17 protein-coding genes are annotated in these 18,950 nt (G+C 53.8%); all 17 read right to left on the reverse strand.

The features are described from left to right. Positions 1-40: 40 nt before the first annotated feature. Entirely contained in the window at positions 41-814 is a 774-nt protein-coding gene (gene trpA / locus ACYVRB_RS00660) for a tryptophan synthase subunit alpha (protein WP_461212904.1), read from the reverse strand. After that, positions 807-2,000, reverse strand: a complete 1,194-nt coding sequence (gene trpB / locus ACYVRB_RS00665) for a tryptophan synthase subunit beta (protein WP_461212906.1) — start codon at positions 1,998-2,000, stop codon at positions 807-809. Before trpB ends, trpA begins: the two co-directional genes overlap by 8 nt. A 3-nt stretch (positions 2,001-2,003) precedes the next feature. Beyond that, on the reverse strand, positions 2,004-2,588 hold the full coding sequence (locus ACYVRB_RS00670; RefSeq protein ID WP_461212908.1) for a phosphoribosylanthranilate isomerase: 585 nt from the start codon (positions 2,586-2,588) through the stop codon (positions 2,004-2,006). Further along, positions 2,585-3,364 carry an indole-3-glycerol phosphate synthase TrpC gene (gene trpC, locus ACYVRB_RS00675; protein ID WP_461212910.1) on the reverse strand — a complete coding sequence of 260 codons (780 nt, stop codon included), beginning with the start codon at positions 3,362-3,364 and terminating at the stop codon, positions 2,585-2,587. Before trpC ends, ACYVRB_RS00670 begins: the two co-directional genes overlap by 4 nt. Continuing rightward, the gene (trpD, locus tag ACYVRB_RS00680) at positions 3,361-4,380 is read right to left on the reverse strand and encodes an anthranilate phosphoribosyltransferase (protein WP_461212912.1); all 1,020 of its coding nucleotides are present in this window, start codon (positions 4,378-4,380) and stop codon (positions 3,361-3,363) included. The genes trpC and trpD overlap by 4 nt, the downstream gene beginning before the upstream one ends. Before the next feature lie 468 nt (positions 4,381-4,848). Next, the gene (locus ACYVRB_RS00685; RefSeq protein WP_461212913.1) at positions 4,849-5,292 is read right to left on the reverse strand and encodes a MarR family winged helix-turn-helix transcriptional regulator; all 444 of its coding nucleotides are present in this window, start codon (positions 5,290-5,292) and stop codon (positions 4,849-4,851) included. Between the two features lie 124 nt (positions 5,293-5,416). Next, positions 5,417-10,201: a YhgE/Pip family protein gene (locus ACYVRB_RS00690; protein ID WP_461212915.1), complete on the reverse strand. Its 4,785-nt coding sequence runs from the start codon at positions 10,199-10,201 to the stop codon at positions 5,417-5,419. Positions 10,202-10,421: 220 nt separating this feature from the next. Further along, positions 10,422-11,990, reverse strand: a complete 1,569-nt coding sequence (locus ACYVRB_RS00695) for a HAMP domain-containing sensor histidine kinase (RefSeq protein WP_461212916.1) — start codon at positions 11,988-11,990, stop codon at positions 10,422-10,424. Beyond that, positions 11,990-12,676 carry a response regulator transcription factor gene (locus ACYVRB_RS00700; RefSeq protein ID WP_461212918.1) on the reverse strand — a complete coding sequence of 229 codons (687 nt, stop codon included), beginning with the start codon at positions 12,674-12,676 and terminating at the stop codon, positions 11,990-11,992. Before ACYVRB_RS00700 ends, ACYVRB_RS00695 begins: the two co-directional genes overlap by 1 nt. Before the next feature lie 340 nt (positions 12,677-13,016). Then, positions 13,017-14,441, reverse strand: coding sequence for an NADP-dependent phosphogluconate dehydrogenase (gene gndA, locus ACYVRB_RS00705; RefSeq protein WP_461212919.1), 1,425 nt, complete (start codon positions 14,439-14,441; stop codon positions 13,017-13,019). Between the two features lie 91 nt (positions 14,442-14,532). Continuing rightward, positions 14,533-15,087 carry a YceD family protein gene (locus ACYVRB_RS00710; protein ID WP_461212920.1) on the reverse strand — a complete coding sequence of 185 codons (555 nt, stop codon included), beginning with the start codon at positions 15,085-15,087 and terminating at the stop codon, positions 14,533-14,535. A gap of 45 nt (positions 15,088-15,132) precedes the next feature. Beyond that, positions 15,133-16,272, reverse strand: coding sequence for a nucleotidyltransferase (locus ACYVRB_RS00715; protein WP_461212921.1), 1,140 nt, complete (start codon positions 16,270-16,272; stop codon positions 15,133-15,135). A gap of 1 nt (position 16,273) precedes the next feature. After that, positions 16,274-17,011 carry a class I SAM-dependent DNA methyltransferase gene (locus ACYVRB_RS00720; protein ID WP_461212922.1) on the reverse strand — a complete coding sequence of 246 codons (738 nt, stop codon included), beginning with the start codon at positions 17,009-17,011 and terminating at the stop codon, positions 16,274-16,276. Beyond that, positions 17,011-17,367, reverse strand: a complete 357-nt coding sequence (rsfS, locus tag ACYVRB_RS00725; RefSeq protein ID WP_461212924.1) for a ribosome silencing factor — start codon at positions 17,365-17,367, stop codon at positions 17,011-17,013. The genes ACYVRB_RS00720 and rsfS overlap by 1 nt, the downstream gene beginning before the upstream one ends. Positions 17,368-17,369: 2 nt before the next feature. Then, on the reverse strand, positions 17,370-17,972 hold the full coding sequence (gene yqeK / locus ACYVRB_RS00730; protein ID WP_461212925.1) for a bis(5'-nucleosyl)-tetraphosphatase (symmetrical) YqeK: 603 nt from the start codon (positions 17,970-17,972) through the stop codon (positions 17,370-17,372). Continuing rightward, entirely contained in the window at positions 17,959-18,615 is a 657-nt protein-coding gene (locus ACYVRB_RS00735) for a nicotinate-nucleotide adenylyltransferase (protein ID WP_461212927.1), read from the reverse strand. The genes yqeK and ACYVRB_RS00735 overlap by 14 nt, the downstream gene beginning before the upstream one ends. Positions 18,616-18,626: 11 nt before the next feature. Next, positions 18,627-18,938 (reverse strand): YhbY family RNA-binding protein, encoded by a 312-nt coding sequence (locus ACYVRB_RS00740; protein WP_461212929.1) that lies wholly within the window; start codon positions 18,936-18,938, stop codon positions 18,627-18,629. Between the last annotated feature and the right edge of the window lie 12 nt (positions 18,939-18,950).

The raw sequence follows: 18,950 nt of genomic DNA on the forward strand, positions 1-18,950 counted from the left end.
CTGAATTTGGTTTTGTTGCGAGTCTTTAATTGAATCGATCTTAGGCCTTGGCGACAGCGGCGACCATCGCTTTGGTATATTCACCCACAGCAGCAGGCGCATCGTCACTATCGGCAGCAAGTTGCACGATCGCGGAGCCCACGATCACACCGTCAGCAACACCTGCCAACTCTTGGGCTTGCTCCGGCGTATGCACCCCGAAGCCGATACACAGCGGCGCGTCGGTTACTTTACGCAAGTCGGCGATCAGATCGTCGAGGTTTTGCGCAAAACCTTCGCGTTGGCCTGTGACGCCCAAGGCGGAGACGATGTAGATGAAGCCGGTAGCGTAACGCACAAGCTTCTTCAAGCGCGGGCCGCTGGTCGGGCTGACCAACGGGATCAAATCAACGCCATGCTTTTGTGCAAACGGCAAGATCTCATCGGCTTCTTCTTCCGGCAGATCTGGAATGACCAAGCCGTAAACGCCGAGCTCTTCACAGCGGGCACAAAAAGCGTCGTAGCCGTATTTGAACGGGATGTTAGCGTAGGTCAAGAACACTAACGGGACTTGGGTATGTTCGCGCACGCGTCGCACGATGTCGAAGACGCCATCGACGGTGACGCCCCCGGCAAACGCCCGCAAGCCGGCCGCCTGGATGACAGGACCGTCAGCAATCGGATCGGAAAATGGCACCCCGAGCTCGACAATGTCAGCCCCGTTTGCGGCCAGCGCAACGACTTCATCAACGGTTTGATCAGCTGTCGGATCGCCGGCAGTCACGAACGGAATGAACGCCTTGTGGTTTTGAAAAACATCTCTTAACTTACTCATGAACATTTACCCCCCGATAAGCAGCGATCTGTGCAACATCTTTATCCCCACGGCCAGACAGCGTGCAGATAATGGTTTGATCTTTGCGCATCGTCGGTGCTAACTTCTGGACATAAGCGACCGCGTGGCAAGACTCAACCGCCGCGATGATGCCTTCCATCTTCGCAATGTATTCGAAGGCGTCGACCGATTCGTCATCGGTGATGCCAACGTAATGGGCGCGCCCGGAGGCATCAAGCGCTGCGTGTTCAGGACCGACGCCGGGATAATCGAGGCCGGCGGAAATCGAATAGACCTTAGCGATTTGGCCTTCAGTGTTTTGCATGAAGATCGACTTCATGCCGTGGAAGATCCCTGGCGTGCCGGTTTCCAGCGTTGCCGCAGTGTGGCCGGAATGAACGCCTTCACCGGCGGCTTCGACACCATACAATGCCACTTCAGGATCATCGATGAATTCAGCAAACGACCCGATCGCATTGGAGCCCCCACCGACACAGGCCACCACAGCGTCTGGCAGCTTGCCTTCGACATCAAGGATCTGTTGCTTGGCTTCTTTGGAGATCACAGACTGGAATTCGTGGACCATGGCCGGATATGGGGCTGGGCCCATGGCGGAACCGATCACGTAAAACGTGTCGTCTGGATGCGCTGCCCAGTCTTGCAAGGCCGCGTTGACCGCGTCTTTGAGCAGGCCTTGGCCGCTGGTGACGGGATTGACCTTGGTGCCCAACAGCTCCATCCGGTAAACATTCAGCTTCTGGCGCTCGGTGTCTTCTTTGCCCATGAACACTTCGCATTTCATCCCAAACAAGGCGGCGATCGTTGCGGTCGCCACACCGTGTTGGCCGGCACCAGTTTCAGCGATCAGACGCGTCTTGCCCAGGCGCCGTGCCAAGAGGACTTGGCCGATCACGTTGTTGATCTTGTGGGCCCCAGTGTGGTTGAGGTCTTCACGCTTAAGATAAATCTTCGCGCCGCCAAGATCTTCAGTCATTCGCTTGGCATAATACAACAAAGACGGACGGTTGGCGTAGTCGTTCAACAAGCGATGGAACTCTTCGTAAAATTTGGGATCGTTCTTAGCTTCATTGAAGCAAGCCGTGAGCTTGTCCAACGATGCCATCAAGGTTTCGGGAACGTATTGGCCCCCGTATTCACCATAGCGATTATCAGTTTTGTCTTCCATAATTTAAATCTCCTCTTTCAGATTGCGGACCGCGGAGACGAATGCATGAACCTTCGCGGCGTCTTTATGATGATCGGTTTCTAAGCGGCTGGAAGCATCAACGATTTGCGGATGCACGGCAGCGATCGCTTGTTGAACATTAGCGCCGTCGAGGCCCCCTGCCAACATCAAGGGTTGTTCGACCGGTGGGAGCTGCGTCCAGGGTAATGTGTTCCCTGACCCGTCGCCGGCATCGAGCAAGGCGATATCGGCGACTGTTTTGGGAGCCGTTGGATCGACACGCGCAATCACCATCAACCCTGCCTGTTGCAAGGCGACGATCGTTTTCTTGGGACTGACGCGATGCAACTGGACCACATCGATCAGTTCCGCTTGATGAAGCCGGATGAGATGGCGGATATCGGGTTCGACCACGACTGCAACTTTGCAGATCGTTGGGTCGAGTTTTGCGACCATCTTGGTCAATTGCTCATCGTCAACGTGATGACGCCCAGCTGCCAAAACGAAGCCGGCATAATCCGGATGTTCGCGATTGATGATGGCGATATCTTGAAGGCTGGTTGCGCCACACACTTTGACCTGAGTCATTGAACCACCGCCTTATATTCTTGAATGATTGCCTGGCGATCAGCTGCGCGCATGAAGGTTTCGCCGATCAGCACGCCGTTGATGCCGGCAGCTTGTAACTCGGCCAGTTGCCCGGCCTGGGTGATCCCAGATTCCGCCAAGACCTTGATGTCTGCTGGAATTTGCTTGCGCAGGCGCTCGCTGGTGCCGATGTCGACGGTAAAGTCTTTGAGGTTGCGGTTATTGATACCGATCAAGCGCGGCTTGATGGCCAATGCGCGCTGAATCTCTTCTTCGTCGTGACATTCCACCAAGGCATCTAACCCCAGTGCTGTCGCCAGACGATAATAGTCACGAAGCTGCTGATCGGTCAAGATCGCGACGATCAACAACACGATGCTGGCGCCGGCCGCCTTGGCCTGATACAGCATGTATTCGTCGATCACAAAGTCTTTGCGCAACACCGGCTTGCTGGATTCGGCTGCGATCGCCTGTAAATACTTCAGGTCGCCTTGAAAATAATCCGGCTCGGTCAATACACTGATCGCGTCGACGCCGGCAGCAGTATAATCCGCCGCGATGGCCTCATATGGAAAATCTTTTGCGATCAGGCCTTTAGAAGGCGATGCTTTTTTGACTTCAGCGATGATGCCAAAGTGATCGTCGAGCGCATCGATGAAGCTGGGCTTGCTCACCGTATTGGCCACGGCTTCTGCCTTGACGACTGCCAAGGACTTCTGCGCTTTTTCGCGCACCAGACGCTTGGCGGTCGCTTGTGTGAGCTTGTCTAAAATCATGCACTCACCTCAACGGTAGAAGCTGCGATCAGGTCGTTGAGGAGCTTGGCGGCCTTGCCGCTGGCAATGGTTTGCCGGGCTAATTCAACACCGGCCGTGATGGTGTCAGCCTTAGCGGCGATAAACAACGCCACCCCTGCGTTGAGCAAGACGGCGTCGGCTTTCGGGCCGGCGACGCCGTTCAAAATGTCGCGGGTGATCTGGGCGTTTTCAGCCGGAGTCCCACCGACCAGCTCGTCTTTGTCGGCATAGGTGATGCCGTAATCTGCAGGATCGATCTTGCGGGCGGTGATCTGGCCGTCGGTGATGACCAAGGCATCGGTCTTGCCGGTGACGGTGACTTCATCGAGTCCGTCTTGGCCGTGAACGACCATGCCGCGCTTGACGCCCAGTTGGATCAAGGCGTCGGCCATCGGTTGCATCAAGTCTTCACGGTAAACGCCGAGAAGCTGATATGTTGGCTTGGCCGGATTGGCCAGCGGGCCGATCAGATTGAAGATGGTCGGGAAGCCAAGCAACTTGCGGGTCGGGCCGACGAAGCGCATTGCGGCGTGATACTTTTGTGCGAACAAGAAGCAGGCGTTGTATTTGTGCAACAGTTGTTCTGAAGCGGCGACCGACGCGTTGATGTTGTAGCCGAGGGCTTCCAACACATCGGCGGCGCCGGACTTGGAAGAAGCGGCCCGGTTGCCATGTTTGGCGATCGGTGCGCCGGCTGCGGCAATGACAAACATCGAGGTCGTGGAAATGTTGAAGGTGTTGGCGTGGTCACCACCGGTACCAACGACTTCCAGCACTGGCTCTTCGGGATCAAACTTCGTGGCGTTGGCCCGCATCGAGTCAGCGGCACCGGCAATTTCGGTGGCGGTGGCGCCTTTTTCTGCCATCGCGGTCAGGTAGCTGGCGATCAAGCTTGGATCGACTTCGCCGTGCAAGAGTTCGTTGTGTGCTGCCTTGGTTTCGTCAAAAGACAGATCGTTATGTTGGACTAAGTGGTTGATTGTTTCGTTTAACATGAGTATTTCCTCCTCAGGAATTGTCGTTTTCGAGATCAGCAATTAATTAGGAGTCGCCATCGTTTGTTCATAATTAGTACCACCTTTATCCAGAATACAAAAAATCCGCCCATAAACAGTTACGACTGTTTAAGGACGGATAATTTCCGCGGTGCCACCTTAATTGGGTATCTTAAAGAAAATACCCCCACTCAGCGAAGGGCTATCACCCTCCCGGCAACTGACGTATGCCTGACGTATACCCTGACTGGCCGAAGCGTTTGGGGTATCCCTCGATGGTCCATTTAATCGCCTGCGTTCCACGGCATTCCCAGCAACGGCCGCTCTCTGTGCGTGCACAACGATCTTGATCTCCATCTCAACGGTTTATGGACGAATTTGTTTTGTTGTGAATAAGATAAGCTCTTTCTCATCTTTTGTCAACGGGTTTTTAATAATTCCGTGAAAAAGTTCCCGGAATCGACGCGTTTAATCCTTATCCGGGGCGATGATCGTGTTCCCGACACGGCGCATGATCCGCAACAGTTCCATGGCGTCGTGTTCCCCTAGCGCATCGACCCAGTCGTTAAAGCGCTTGGAGATGACTTTGTTCACGCGCGCGGTCACTTCTTCACCGTGGGGCGTCAACCGTAGATAAAGGCGTCTGCGGTCTGCTTCGTCACGCTCTTGGACGATCGTATCTTTGTCCAACAAGGTCTTGATCTGCCGAGAGATCGCGGCGCGCGTGACGCCACGCTTCTTTGCGATTTCTGACAATCCTAGCTGATGCCCGGCGGCAAGATCACGCATGATCAGAAATTGCTCAAACGAAATACCATCTGCTTTCATGGGCTCTGAGATCAACTCACCCACATACTTGAACGCTTGGAAATAGACTTCGATATACGCTTCTAACAATTCAGGTTCGGCCATGACATCATCCTCCTAATTATCTCTAGCGTACCACATCGACCCTTATCCTGTCCTCATAATTACGTCATCAAAAAAGCCCGAGCGACGAGTGGGAACACTCGTCGTTCAGGCTTCCTCATTCAGCTTACTTTGTCTGCTCAGAATCGTGATTCCAGGTCCCTTGAAGCCGGGTTGCCGGGATCATGAGCACGAGGCTCAACAAGGCAATGACCAGCAAGACGATCACGCTTGTCACCACGGTACCCCCAGCGATCCCGCCGGAAATCGCATCACGATAACCATTAATGGCATAAGTCATCGGCAGGAACTTCTGGGTTGCTTCATAAAGCGGACTGATGGTTTGGGCTGGGAACAACCCGCCGGAACCACTCAGGGTCAACAGACCCAGGGCAATGAAGATCCCGACCCGGTTGAACGCAAGCGTCAGCATCTGGGTGAGATACATCGCCGCCAAGGCAAACAACATCGTCATCGCGTAGAACCCGACAATATGGGCAACTGGCAAGCCAACAACTAAGATCAAAGTGGCTTCGACAAACCCGGCAGCTAACGCAACGATCGTACCCACGGCAACTTTACCGCCGAGGAACTGCATCAAGGTCCGGTCGTCATCGTCTTCACGCTTCATTGGATAAGCGAAGTTGAAGATGATGATGGCGATGAACATCGCCAGCGCCAGCACGTATGGTGCCAAGGCCGCGCCGTAGTTCTTCACGGAGGTGTATTTCTTTTGAACCGTCTGCGATGGTGCTGCAAACATCTTGGCCGTCAGCTTCGTCAAGTGCGTGCTTGCCACTTGTTGATAGCCATCAGCGAGCCCGTCAGACAGTTTCTTGGAGCCGCTAGTCAACTGCTTGTTGTTAGCCGTCAACTGGCTGGTCCCGTCTTTGAGCTGCTTGACACCGCTCGTCAGGGTCGGAACTTGGCTGTTCAACTGATCCAAACCGTTGGCAAGCGTGCCAGAACCTGTATAGAGTTGGTTGACACCAGAGCTCAAGGCTGGCACCTTGCTGTTCAGCTGATCAAGCCCGTTGGCAAGCGTGCCAGAACCTGTATAAAGCTGGTTGACACCTGAACTCAAGGTTGGCACCTTGCTGTTCAGCTGATCTAAACCGTTGGTGAGCGTGCCGGAGCCAACATATAGCTGGCTGACGCCAGAACTCAACGCTGGCACTTTGCTGTTCAACTGATCCAGCCCATTAGCGAGCGTGCCGGAACCAGCATATAGCTGGTTGACGCCAGAACTAAGTGCAGGCACTTTGCCGTTCAGTTCATCAAGACCGTTAGCAAGGGTGGCGGAACCAACATATAACTGGTTGACACCTGAACTGAGTGCAGGTACCTTGTCGTTCAGTTCATCAAGACCGTTAGCAAGGGTACCGGAACCAACATATAGCTGGTTGACACCTGAACTAAGTGCAGGCACCTTGTCGTTCAGTTCATCTAAACCATTAGCAAGTTGCGTGGAACCTGTGTACAGCTGACCAACACCAGAACTCAAGGTTGGAATTGCTGCGACCAATTGCACAGAACCATCTCGTAATACTGGTGAGCTGGCTGTCAATTGCTTGCCACCATTGTTCAAGGCAGTCAATGCTTGGACGAGCGTGTAATCGTTTTGCGAAACGCCGGTCGGATCTGTCGTCCCATTGTAAAGTTGCTTGGCGCCGTCATTGAATGCGGTCAACGCCTGAGCAAGGGTGTAATCCGATTCGGAAACACCGGTTGGATCTGCAGTCCCGTTATATAGTTGCTTGGCACCATCGTTCAGCTGGCTAACACCGCTGACCAAAGCTGGCACGCTGGCGTTCAATTCTGCTGCCCCAGACTTCAAAGCAGGAGAATTGGCACTCAGCTTGGTACCACCTTCGTTCAACGCCGTCAGCGCTTGGGCAAGCGTATAGTTATCTTGCGAGACACCGGTTGGATCCGCGGTGCCGTTGTACAACTGCTTACCACCTTCGTTCAGCTGGTTAACGCCACTGACCAAAGTTGGTACATTGGCATTCAGCTCGGCAGCGCCAGACTTCAGCTTGGCCGAGTTGGCACTCAGCTGACTGCCGCCTTGATTCAGCGCCGTCAAGGCTTGCGTCAAGGTATAGTTACTTTGGTCGACACCGGTTGGGTCTGTGGTGCCGTTATAGATCGACTTGGAACCGTTGTAGAGCTGGCTGACCCCTGAAGAAAGCTCAGGAACCTTCGAGTTCAGTTGGGTGGTGCCGTCTTTAAGCTGGCTGACGCCATCCTTCAACTTGGTGATACCTTGAACCAAGCTGAGATCCGCCACATTGCTCGACGTTTTGGCAACATTCACCTTATCGTTCAGCTGTGCAAGACCATCGCTCAGCTGGTTGACCGCATCCGTGTATGACGCGTGCCCGCTGGCGTCAGGATCGTTCAGTTCTGTGTTGAGCGTCTTCAGCTTGGTGCTGAAAGTCTGAATCGCGTTAATCAACCCTGTTGGATCCCCGTCACTGTCAGTGCCTTTATCCGTGAGGGAAGTCTTCACATAACTGAGATAACCCTTGGCCGTTGAATACTGGGCGGCGTCTGCCGTTTCTTCCGCATTATAAGACGTCTTGAATTTGCTCAATGCATCTTGCAAAGTCTTCTTTTGCGTCGCATCGGTTGTCGCATTGATTGCCGTTTCCAGAGCCGTCAAATCGGTGTTTGCAGTCGCTTTAGCGGCACCTGAGGCCTTCTCATAGTGATAAAGCGGATAAGCCTTAGAGCCTGCTGGTAATCCAAGTTGTTCAGCGGTGACACCAAACGTGCTTGGACTCAAGCCCATATCAACTTGCATAAACGCGGAACTCATCAACGTGTTTTGCTTCTGGACGACGCCTAGCAGTTTGTCCATCTTGGTACTCAATTGAGAAATGCCATCTGGCAAATTCGGATTATTGTTTCGTGCACTCAACGTATACAGTTTGAGATCTTTGATCCCGTCGTTGAGCTTGGTAATTCCTGAACTGAGCGTTTCCGCGCCGGTGTCGTTGGAAACCACGCCACTATATAGCGCATTCACGCCGTCTTGAAGTTGCGAAGCACCATCATCGAGTTGCGTTACCCCAGTCGATAATGCCGGCACGTTGCTATTCAAGGAGTCAAGGCCGGTCGCAAGCGCAACGAGATCATTGTTTGAATGATTGATTGTCTTGCCGTAAAGAACACTGATGCCGCTGGCTAACTGATCGGCGCCGTCGGCATACTGACTCACACCATCATTTAACTGCGTCACGCCATTAGCAAGCGTCGGGGTTTTGCCATTAAGCTCGGTCAACCCTTCAGCAAGTTTCTTCAAGTTTCCGTTAGCAACAGTCTTGCCATAAAGCACACTCACGCCACTGGTCAATTGATCAGCCCCGTCGGTATACTGCGCAACCCCATCGTTAAGTTTAGCCACACCGTCAGCAAGTGTCGGGGCCTTAGTGTTTAATTCGAGTAGCCCTTCAGCAAGCTTTTTCAGATTGCCATTAGCGATTGTCTTCCCATAGACCTCTGACAGGCCATTGGCGAGCTTTTGAATCTGTCCGCTCGTGACAGTCTTGTCATACAAAACGCTGAGGCCACTTGCAACCTGATCAGTACCATCGGTGTATTGGATGATCCCATCATTGAGTTTGGTCACGCCACTGGCTAACGTTGGTACCTTGCCTTGAAGCTCGGCCAACCCACCATTCAGCTGATGACCACCCGCGTCCAGCTGCGTCACGCCACTGGCTAACGTTGGCACGCTGGCTTGCAGGGTGCCCAGGCCAGTATTTAATTGATGGCCGCCGGCGTCCAGTTGCGTCACACCGCTGGCCAAGGCCGGCACGCTGGCTTGCAGGGTGCCCAGGCCAGTATTTAATTGATGGCCGCCAGCGTCTAGTTGCACGACACCGCTGGCCAAGGCCGGCACACTAGCTTGCAGGGTGCCCAGGCCGGTATTCAATTGATGGCCGCCAGCGTCTAGTTGCACAACGCCACTGGCCAAGGCCGGCACGCTACCATACAGCACGCTCAAGCCAGTGTTCAACTGATGGCCGCCGGCATCAAGCTGGGACACGCCGCTGGCTAAAGCCGGTACGCTGGCATGCAGTGTGCCCAGGCCGCCGTTGAGCTGATGGCCGCCAGCATCTAGCTGGGACACCCCACTGGCTAAGGCTGGGACGCTGGCATGCAGCGTGCCCAGGCCGCCATTGAGTTGATGACCGCCGGCGTCGAGTTGTTGCACGCCATCGGCAAGGGTTGGCACCTGTTGTTGCATCTGTGTCAGCCCGTCGTCGACCTGACTGACGCCGTCGGTATATTTGACGACGCCTTTGGTCAAGGTCTTCGAGCCGCTGGCCGCGGTCTTCATGCCAGAACCGATCTTACCGATTTGGCTGAACAGCTCATTAACAAAGGCCGTGGTCACCTTTTGTTTGATCTCATCGTTCAGTTTTGTGGTGCCGACTTGACTGATGATTTCAGAGACATAGTTCAGCGAACCGTTTGTCTCATATGTTAGCTTCATCTGCTTGGGATGAGCATCAAGTACCGTCGCCGCATCCTTAGAAAAATTCTTTGGAATCGTGACAACCGTATAATACTTGTTGTTCTTGAGCCCAGCCGCCGCCTTTTGAGCGGAAACAAAATGCCATTCGAGCTGGTCATCGTCTCGCAATTGCGAAACGGTGTCTGCCCCTGCCTGGATGGTTTTGCCCGATAAAGTGGCAGGGTGGTCGAGATTGACGACCGCCACCGGGATCTTCCCAGTGTTGCCGTATGGATCCCACGCACTCGTCAGAAAACAAAACGAGTAAATAAATGGGATCAAGATAATCGCCACCATCGCCAGCATCAACCCTTTGTGCTGCGCGATGGTTTTGAATTCCCGCTTCATCACTTCTTCGTCAACTCCTTCATTGATGATTGCAAACAAGAATCATTCGCGCCTGCAATGGCATGTACTGTTAACGCCATTAACATAGAGATTAATATCGCGCTTTTTTTATAAAAAGTCAAGAATTGACTATGAAAGTTCTCATTTGTGCGCCTGACGAGAAAACGGTTTCTAGCTGAAGTTAACGCCAAAACGCAAAAAAAGCGTCTATCAATGTCAGTTATCTTGACATCGATAGACGCACAATTTCGTCTAAACGTTAAGCTGGATCATTCTTGAAGGGATCGTCGATCGGTGCCGCCTCTGCCTGCTCGCGGAAATGGTCCGCTTGCTCCTTCGTAATCGTTGGCAGATCAATGCGGAAACTGGAGCCGTGTCCTAGCGCGGAGTCGACGGTGATCGAGCCGTGGTAGCCTTCGACCAGCTGGTGGGCGATCGAAAGGCCCAGGCCGTTGCCACCTTTTTCGCGACTACGGGCCTTATCCACGCGGTAGAACCGATTGAAGACACGTTCGCGGTCTTCATTGGCCAGCCCTTCGCCAAAGTCTTGAACGGCGATGGCGACGCCGTCAGTATTGGTCCCTACGGAAATATGGATCTCTTTGCGCTCCAAAGAGTATTTGACCGCATTATCGAGCAAGATGATCATGACCTGTTCGAGATGGTTGCGGTACATATGCACGAACACAGAACCTTCCAAGTCTTTGTCCAGAATAAAGACAAAGTCTGGATGGATCATCTTGAAGTCGTTGACAACTTGTTCGACAAGCTGGCTGACTTCGGTGACGGCATTAGGGAACTGCACATCGACTTGGTCTGCGCGGGTCAGATCCAGCATCTCTTGAATCAGCGATTTCATCCGCATCACCTCTTGCAGACTAGCGCGCAACGATTCGTCGAGCACTTCCGGATCGTCTTTACCCCAGCGGTTCAAGAGCTGCAGATGCCCTTCCAAAACCGCCACTGGCGTCCGCAGTTCATGGGAGACATCTTGGACAAAATCGCCTTGTTGATCGATGAACCGCTGAATGCGATCCAACATTCCGTTGAACTCGTTGACCAGATCACTGAGCTCGTCGTTTTGCTTGAGTTCCGGAATCCGGACGCTAGACTGCGGCTCTTCGTTGACCACGTTGATCGTGTCGGTGATCATCCGGATCGGTTTTAAGAAGCGCTTGGATAAGAAGAAGCCGATCACCATCGAAACCAACAGCGCGATACCACTGAGCAGCAAGATCATGTTGAACACCCGCCGCATGGTGCCGTGGACGGCTTGCATCCGGTCGCTGATCTGGACATAACCGAGATGCTTGCCGGTGGTACTAGAGACGATTGGCGCAGAGACGACCATGCCGTTAAAATCGCGATCGCGCACGTTCCGGTAGGTCGTGGTCGTCGTTTTTTTCAGCGGTTGATCTTGGTTGCGGCTGCTATAAAGCAAACGCCCCTTGTTGTTATAAACGGCCAGGCTGATGTCTGTCCGGGACAGTTTTTGGATGATCGAATCGGCGTATACCGAATCAGAGTTCCCCCCGACCAACGTCACACCGGTCCCTGTGCTGGTCTGATAATCGTTGCCATTCACTTCAAGTAAAGGCGAGACATTCTCGACGGTGAGCTTCGAAGCGATCGGGGACAATCGCTGTTCCACCGCATTCAACGTCTCGTTCAGCGTGCTACGCTCCTGACTCTGCAGGATGTTTCCTGTCGCCCCATACAAAATCAGCGAAAAGACGATGAACGTGACGAAAATGCCGACGCCAACAATCGCCGTCCACTTAAAAGCCAGTGGTAGACGTCTTGAAGGTTTAACCTCGGACTCTGGCATTACGAGCGCATGACATAACCGGTTCCCCGCACGGTTTGGATATAACTCGGTTCGCCACTGCGATCGATCTTGTTACGAATATAACGGACATACACATCGACAACGTTGGTTTCAACGTCGGAGTTGTAGCCCCAGACCTTGCTCAACAAGACATCGCGCGCCAAAACCACGTTGATGTTTTCCATCAGCGTCAACAGCAGTTCATATTCACGCTTGGTCAGCTCGATGATGTCGTCGCCACGACGAACGACCCGGTTTTCTTTTTCGATCGTAAGGTCGCGATAAGTCAGCGTGGTTTGCTTGGCGGCATTATGCTCGCCTTCGATACTGATACGGCGCAACAACGCGCGCAATCGGGCCAACAATTCTTCGATCGCAAACGGCTTAACGATGTAGTCATCGGCCCCATGATCCAAACCAGAAACCCGGTCGATCACAGAATCGCGGGCGGTCATCATGATGATCGGCGTGTTCTTGCTTTGACGGACTCGGCGGCAAACTTCCAGCCCGTTGAGCTCAGGAAGCATCAGGTCAAGCAGGATCGCATCCCAGTCTTCGCTCAAGGCTGCTTCCAGCCCGGTACGACCGTTAAAATGGACGGCAGTTTCGTAACCTTCGTGCTTTAACTCCAGCTCGACGAAACGCGCCAGGTTTTTCTCATCTTCAATAATTAAAATTCGACTCATGATTTGGACTCCTTTGTCATTTTCACATTGTGCTCGCCTCTGACAAAATTCTCATTTACCGGCAAGACGCCGCGGGATTTTCTCATGCAAAAGGTTGCTTCCTGCATTGTAACATAGTTCGTCATCCTTGACTATCTCAGGTGTTCTTAAGATTAGTAAGCGTAAACAAATAGGAAGATTCTGGGTTTTCTAATTGGTATAGAACAATTTAATTAGAATCCTTAAAAAGAAAAGGATGCATTAAATTGGTATATACCAATATTTCGAACTGCATTCAACAAAAAACGGCCCTCACAGCCCGATGTAATCGACTGTGAGAACCGAATTTGATTGAAAAATCCTACTGTTCCTTATACCACGTGTAATGGAAGATCCCAGGACGATCCGCACGTTCATAAGTATGCGCACCGAAGTAATCCCGTTGAGCTTGGATCATGTTGGCTGGCAGGACTTCTGAACGATAAGAATCGTAATAAGAAATTGCAGCCATGAAGCCTGGTACTGGCACGCCGGCTTTAGCCGCTAAGCCTACCAAGTCACGGACAGCTTCTTGATAGTTCTTGGCGATGTTCAAGAAGTAGTCGTCCAACAACAAGTTCTTCAACGCCGGATCTTTTTCATAGGCGCTGGTAATGTTTTGCAAGAATACCGCGCGGATGATGCAACCAGCGCGCCAAATCGACGCGATCTGACCGTAGTTGAGATCCCAGTTGTAATGCTCAGAAGCCACACGCATTTGTTCGAAGCCTTGGGCATAACTCATGACCTTAGAGAAGTACAACGCCTTCCGGATCGTTTCGATGGCTTCTTTCTTGTCGCCAACCTTGACGTTGCCAACCGGCTTTGGCAGGACCTTGCTTGCCGCGACACGTTCGTCTTTCATCGCGGAGATGTAGCGGGCGTACAAGGATTCAGTGATGACAGACTGTGGCACCCCGAGTTCGGCAGCGGATTGCGTGCTCCACTTACCAGTCCCCTTATTGCCGGCGCGGTCTAAGATCACATCGACGATCGGCTTGTCAGAACCAAGGTCATCCTTACGGGTCAAGATCTCGGCGGTGATGTCGATCAGGTATGAATGCAATTCACCCTTGGACCAGTCAGCGAAAACGTCGGCGATCTCTTGCATGTCCAAGCCAACGAAGTTCCGCAACAGATTGTAGGCTTCAGCAATCAGTTCCATATCGCCGTATTCGATCCCGTTATGCACCATCTTGACATAATGGCCGGCACCGTCAGGCCCGATGTAGGAAACACAAGGCGCGCCGTCTTCTTCTGCCTTGGCAGAGATCTGTTCGAGGATCGGTGCCACCAGGTCATAGGCTTCGCGCTGGCCGCCTGGCATCAATGAAGGCCCTTGCAAGGCGCCAAGTTCACCACCAGAAACACCCATACCGATGAAGTTGATGCCGGAATCTGCGAGATCCTTGTTCCGCCGACGGGTGTCGTGGAAGTTGGTGTTCCCACCATCGATCAAGACATCGCCTTTGTCGAGTAGCGGCACGAGCTGTGAGATGACAGCGTCGGTACCGGCGCCAGCTTTGACCATCAAGATGATCCGGCGCGGCTTTTCAAGCGATGCAACGAAGTCTTCGATCGTGTAGCTCGGTACGAGCTTCTTGTCAGCGTGATCTTTGGCGACCTGTTCCGTCTTGGCCCCTGTCCGGTTGAAAATCGCGACGGTGTAGCCGCGGCTTTCGATGTTGAGGGCGAGGTTCTTGCCCATGACCGCCATCCCGATGACGCCAATTGTTGGTTTGTCCATTAAATTGCCTCCTACAGCGTCCGTCGCTGGGACAGACGCGTTATCGTTACCGTTTCATGGTAGCAGAATGAGCGCCAGATTAAAAGTTGTCTCAGTCTTTTTTGTCAGGATCGTCGTCAAACAGTCCCTGTAACTTGGCAAAAGGCGAATCCGCCGCTTGTTGGTCTTCTTGATTGGCTTTAAAATCGGCTTCTGAGACCACTTGCCAGTCTTGGCCGCTTGGCATCGTCCCGCCGGCTTCTTCTTCAGGCGTTAGGATCTGCATCGGGATGCTCAGCAACACGTGATCTGCGACCGCGCTCAACAAGTCAAGCTCGTCGTCGACCATGGTGATAACCAGCTCCCCTTCTTCGTACTTCTCACGGTTGGCATCGTCTTGAATGTAGATTTCGCTGAAATCAAAATCTAATGGCAACGTCACCGGCGTCAAGCTGCGAGTCGACGGTACAGTCAGCTGCCCCTTGAGATGTGCAGACAGCAAAAAGTCGCCGTCGTCGGCACTGATATAGGCGTCAAGCTGAATCGGGCTGACGTCGATGATTTCTGGATCGCGCGCCATCAAGTCGGCTTTGAGATCAAGCGTCTCGTCAACGTGCAGTGGCGTGTGTTTGTATTTGGCCAATTCGGCCGCTGTAAACTTAAGCATGAGTACCCCTTTTCTATAAAATCAACTCTAAAACAGATGCTGCGCTCATTGCAGCATGAGCGGAATCCGGCCGTAGTTTTGGTCCCGACCGTTGATCCCTTCGATCAAGCTGTCTGCGCGCTGTTGCCAATACAACAAGCCTCCCGGTGCCAACATCGCCGCAGAAACGCGGGTGATCAGCGGTAAGGCGACTTGTTTTTTGACGTCGTGCAGATACGCGCGCCCGGCAGTCGTGAATCCCAGCACCTGCAAGTAGCGCTCTTGGTGGGCGGCTTGGACGGCGGCTTGCGTCAGGTTCAACAGCACGCTCAGGCACAACCGGCGCAACCGCGCATACGTGTAGCGCTTCGATTTGATTGCGTGCATGAACGTGGTGAAGTCAGTGGACGCTGCGATCTGCTGGGTCAAGCGGAACTCCAGCCCTTCTGTCATGGTATCGATCTGGCGCAACGCGGCCAGGTCTGCTGTCAACAGGTGGTAACGTAGCAACGGATAAAACGCCTGCCACGAATAATGCGGCGTCGCCAAGGCGGCTTGGGTCGCCGGCGGGACCAACGCGGCCACCGAGTCGCCTGCTTTAAGCGCCTGGCGAATGTGGCTGCCGCTGGCAAATTGCGCTTGCACTTGATGGTCGTCGTGCCCGGCGCCGACGCGTGCCAGCGGCAAAAGCCGCATGGGTTCGCCGAGGGCCAGGTTTGCTTGAGCGTAGCTCATCCCCAACAACAAATTAGGGGCACTGAGATCGACCCCGACCGTCGTGCGATAATACGCGTTCAGCTGAGTCGCATAGGTCTGCGTGAAATCATGAAAATGATCTTCTGCTGGCGGTGCCGCCGCCAGCTCGCGAGCGGCTTGCGCGTAATCGACGCCTGGCGCTTCGGTTCCAAACGCCAGCGTGTCCACCCCCAGTGCCGCCAGCAAGGTCACCCCGCCGGTGGCAAACTGAGGGGCGGCCTGCACCGCGTCGGTAACCGGCAGTTCGATCACGAGATCGGCCCCGCTTGCCAAGGCCGCCTGGCTACGCGCCCATTTGTCCACGATCGCAGGCTCGCCGCGCTGCGTGTAGTTGCCGGCGAGCGCCACCACCACGACGTCGGCCCCACTAAGTCGGCGTGCTTCCGCCAACGCATGAACATGGCCGTTGTGTAGCGGATTGAACTCCGCAATCATCCCCACCGCTTGCATATTATGCCTTCTTGGCGTGGAAGAACCAGCGCGTGGCGTCAGGTGTGACGGCTTTGGTGCCAAAATCGGCACTGACGTCGATGTCAGTAAACCCGGCTGCCTTCAGCGTCTCGACAACGTCTGCCAGTTCATAGGTGCGCTCGTGGTGGGTTTCATTCATCGGATGGTACGCGTCGATGCTTTCGTCATAGACAAAAAACGTCAGATCGTGCTCCACCGTGTGCGGCAAGTCGCCGGCGTAGCTTTGCCACATGAACGCGTAGTCTTCGGTGCGGTAGTTATACATATACCCTGGGAACACGTCATCGACTTGGTGTAGCGAATGCGCATCGAAGAAGAAATCGCCACCGGATTCAAGGATCCCCGCCACCTGGGTGAAGACAGTTTTGACGGCGTCGAGGTCTGGCATGTAGCACAGTGAATCGTCAAAGCACGTCACCGCCGCCACCGGGTTGATCCCGGCAAGATCACGCATGTCACCTTGCATCAGCGGCATGCTACGGTCTGCGGCGATTAGCTTTTGTTCAGCCAGCGCCAGCATTTCTGCAGACAGATCCAACAAGGCCACATCAAACCCGGCTTCTTGCAGCAATATCGCCAGGCTACCAGAGCCGCCAGCAAGCTCGAGCAACTTTTGCCCTTGCGGTGCCAGCCGCGCAGTCACGTAATCACGCCAGCGAGCATACAGCGAGTCGTCCATCAAGGTATCATAAACTTGGGCGAATGAGCTGTAAATCATTAGGCCGTGACCCACTGTTGCACGTCAACTAACGGTGCGTCAGACCAGAGCTTCTCAAGGTTATAAAAGGCACGTTCTTCTGGCACGAAGACATGCACAACGACGTCGTTGAAGTCCATCAGCATCCAGCGTGAGCCCTTCTTGCCTTCGATACGCGGCTGGTTGCCGCCGGCTGCCATCACGGCGTCTTCGATCCCGTCAACGATCGCTTGGACCTGACGTTCAGAATTCCCGTTCATGATGACGAAATAATCGGCCAACAGGCTGATCTCGTTCATGTCTAATGCAACGATGTCTTCAGCACGCTTGTCATCTGCGGCCTTGACGATAGTTTCCAGTAATTTTTTTGCGTTCATGCTTACTCCTTAGGTTGAATGAAGGCGTTATAAGTCAACAGTGTTTTGGGATAGACGATCTTGTGATTCGAAATGAGATAGGTCAAGGTGTTCTCCAGCTCGATCAGCGTGGCTTGACGCATGTTGGACTTGGCAGCGTTGCGCGCGGCGATTTCTGCCGGGAGCTTGCGTGCCGGTTCGATGAAGTCGGCGACAAAAACGATCTGATCGAGCGTCGTCATCTCCGGATCGCCGGTGGTATGGCGCTCGATGGCGGTAATCACCTGATGATCGGTCACCCCAACTTCATTGCGGATAAACCAGGTCCCGACCATGCCGTGCCACACCCCACGGCCATACCGCAGTAGCTGTAGATCAAAGCCGTTGCGCTTGATCACATCTTCGTAATCGCTGACCGGGATCTCCTTGGCGTAATCGTGTAACAGCCCTGCCAAACCAGCGCGGTCGACGTCTTCGCTAAAACGTTGCGCGAGTTCTCGCGCCGTCGACTCCACCCGTAAGCAGTGCTGAAAGCGGTCTTCACTCAGGCGATTCTGCAACAGCGCGATAATGCCTGCGCGGGATTGCCCATTGGTCAGACGCGTCGGATATTCAATTGTCGCCAAGATATAATCCTTCTTTCTCAATATAAGCTCGCACCGGTTCCGGAACGAGGTAACGAATGCTTTGGCCGGTGGCGACGCGCTCGCGGATCTCAGTGGATGAGATGTCGATCAAAGGCGCGTCGACCCAAAGGATCGGATACGGGCTTTGCGGCGTGTAACCGCGCCGCTTGACACCGACAAACGTGACCAGCTTCACCAGCTCATCGATGCGATGCCACTTGGGCAAGTAATCGACCATGTCGGCACCGATGATGAAATAATAATCGGTGTCGGGATGCAGTCGCTTCAGCCCCACCATCGTGTCGTAGCTGTAACTGATGCCGCCACGTTGCAGCTCACACAGCTCGATGCCAAACAGCGGATTGTCGCGAATTGCGGCTTCCAGCATGGCCAGCCGGTGTTTAGGGTCGATCGCGTCTTTGTGATCGACATGCGGCGGCTGATTGTCAGGCATAAAGAGCACTTGCCGCAAACCGAGTTGCGTACCGACCGCCTCGGCCATGATCAGATGCCCATTATGGATCGGGTTGAATGTCCCGCCGAACAGACCGATTTGTTTGCGCCGCGACCCCAGAATGGCTTCAGAAACTTCTTCGGTGATCACCGGATGGGTCAACGTGGTGACCGTGTTTTCCCCACTCATGGCGTCGCCTCCTACAACTTTGCGATTTCAGCGGAGACGTGGCGATTTTCAGGATCAAACGCCCGCTTGTACACGACAACAACGCGCCCGATCGTTTGGGCCACTTCTAGGCCCGGAATCGCTTCAGCTAAGGCAGCCCCGACAGACTTCGGCGTTTCTTCGCTGGCCGGCAGCAGGCTGATCTTAATCAGCTCACGAGCCTCTAGCGCGGCTTTTACGCCGTCAACGAAACTGTCGCTGATCTCATTTTTACCCAACGTGATCAGCGGCTTCATCGTCATGGCTTGACTCCGCAGGTAACGTTTTTGTTTTCCAGTTAACATATATTCTCTCTC

The organism is Lacticaseibacillus boliensis, assembly GCF_054784775.1.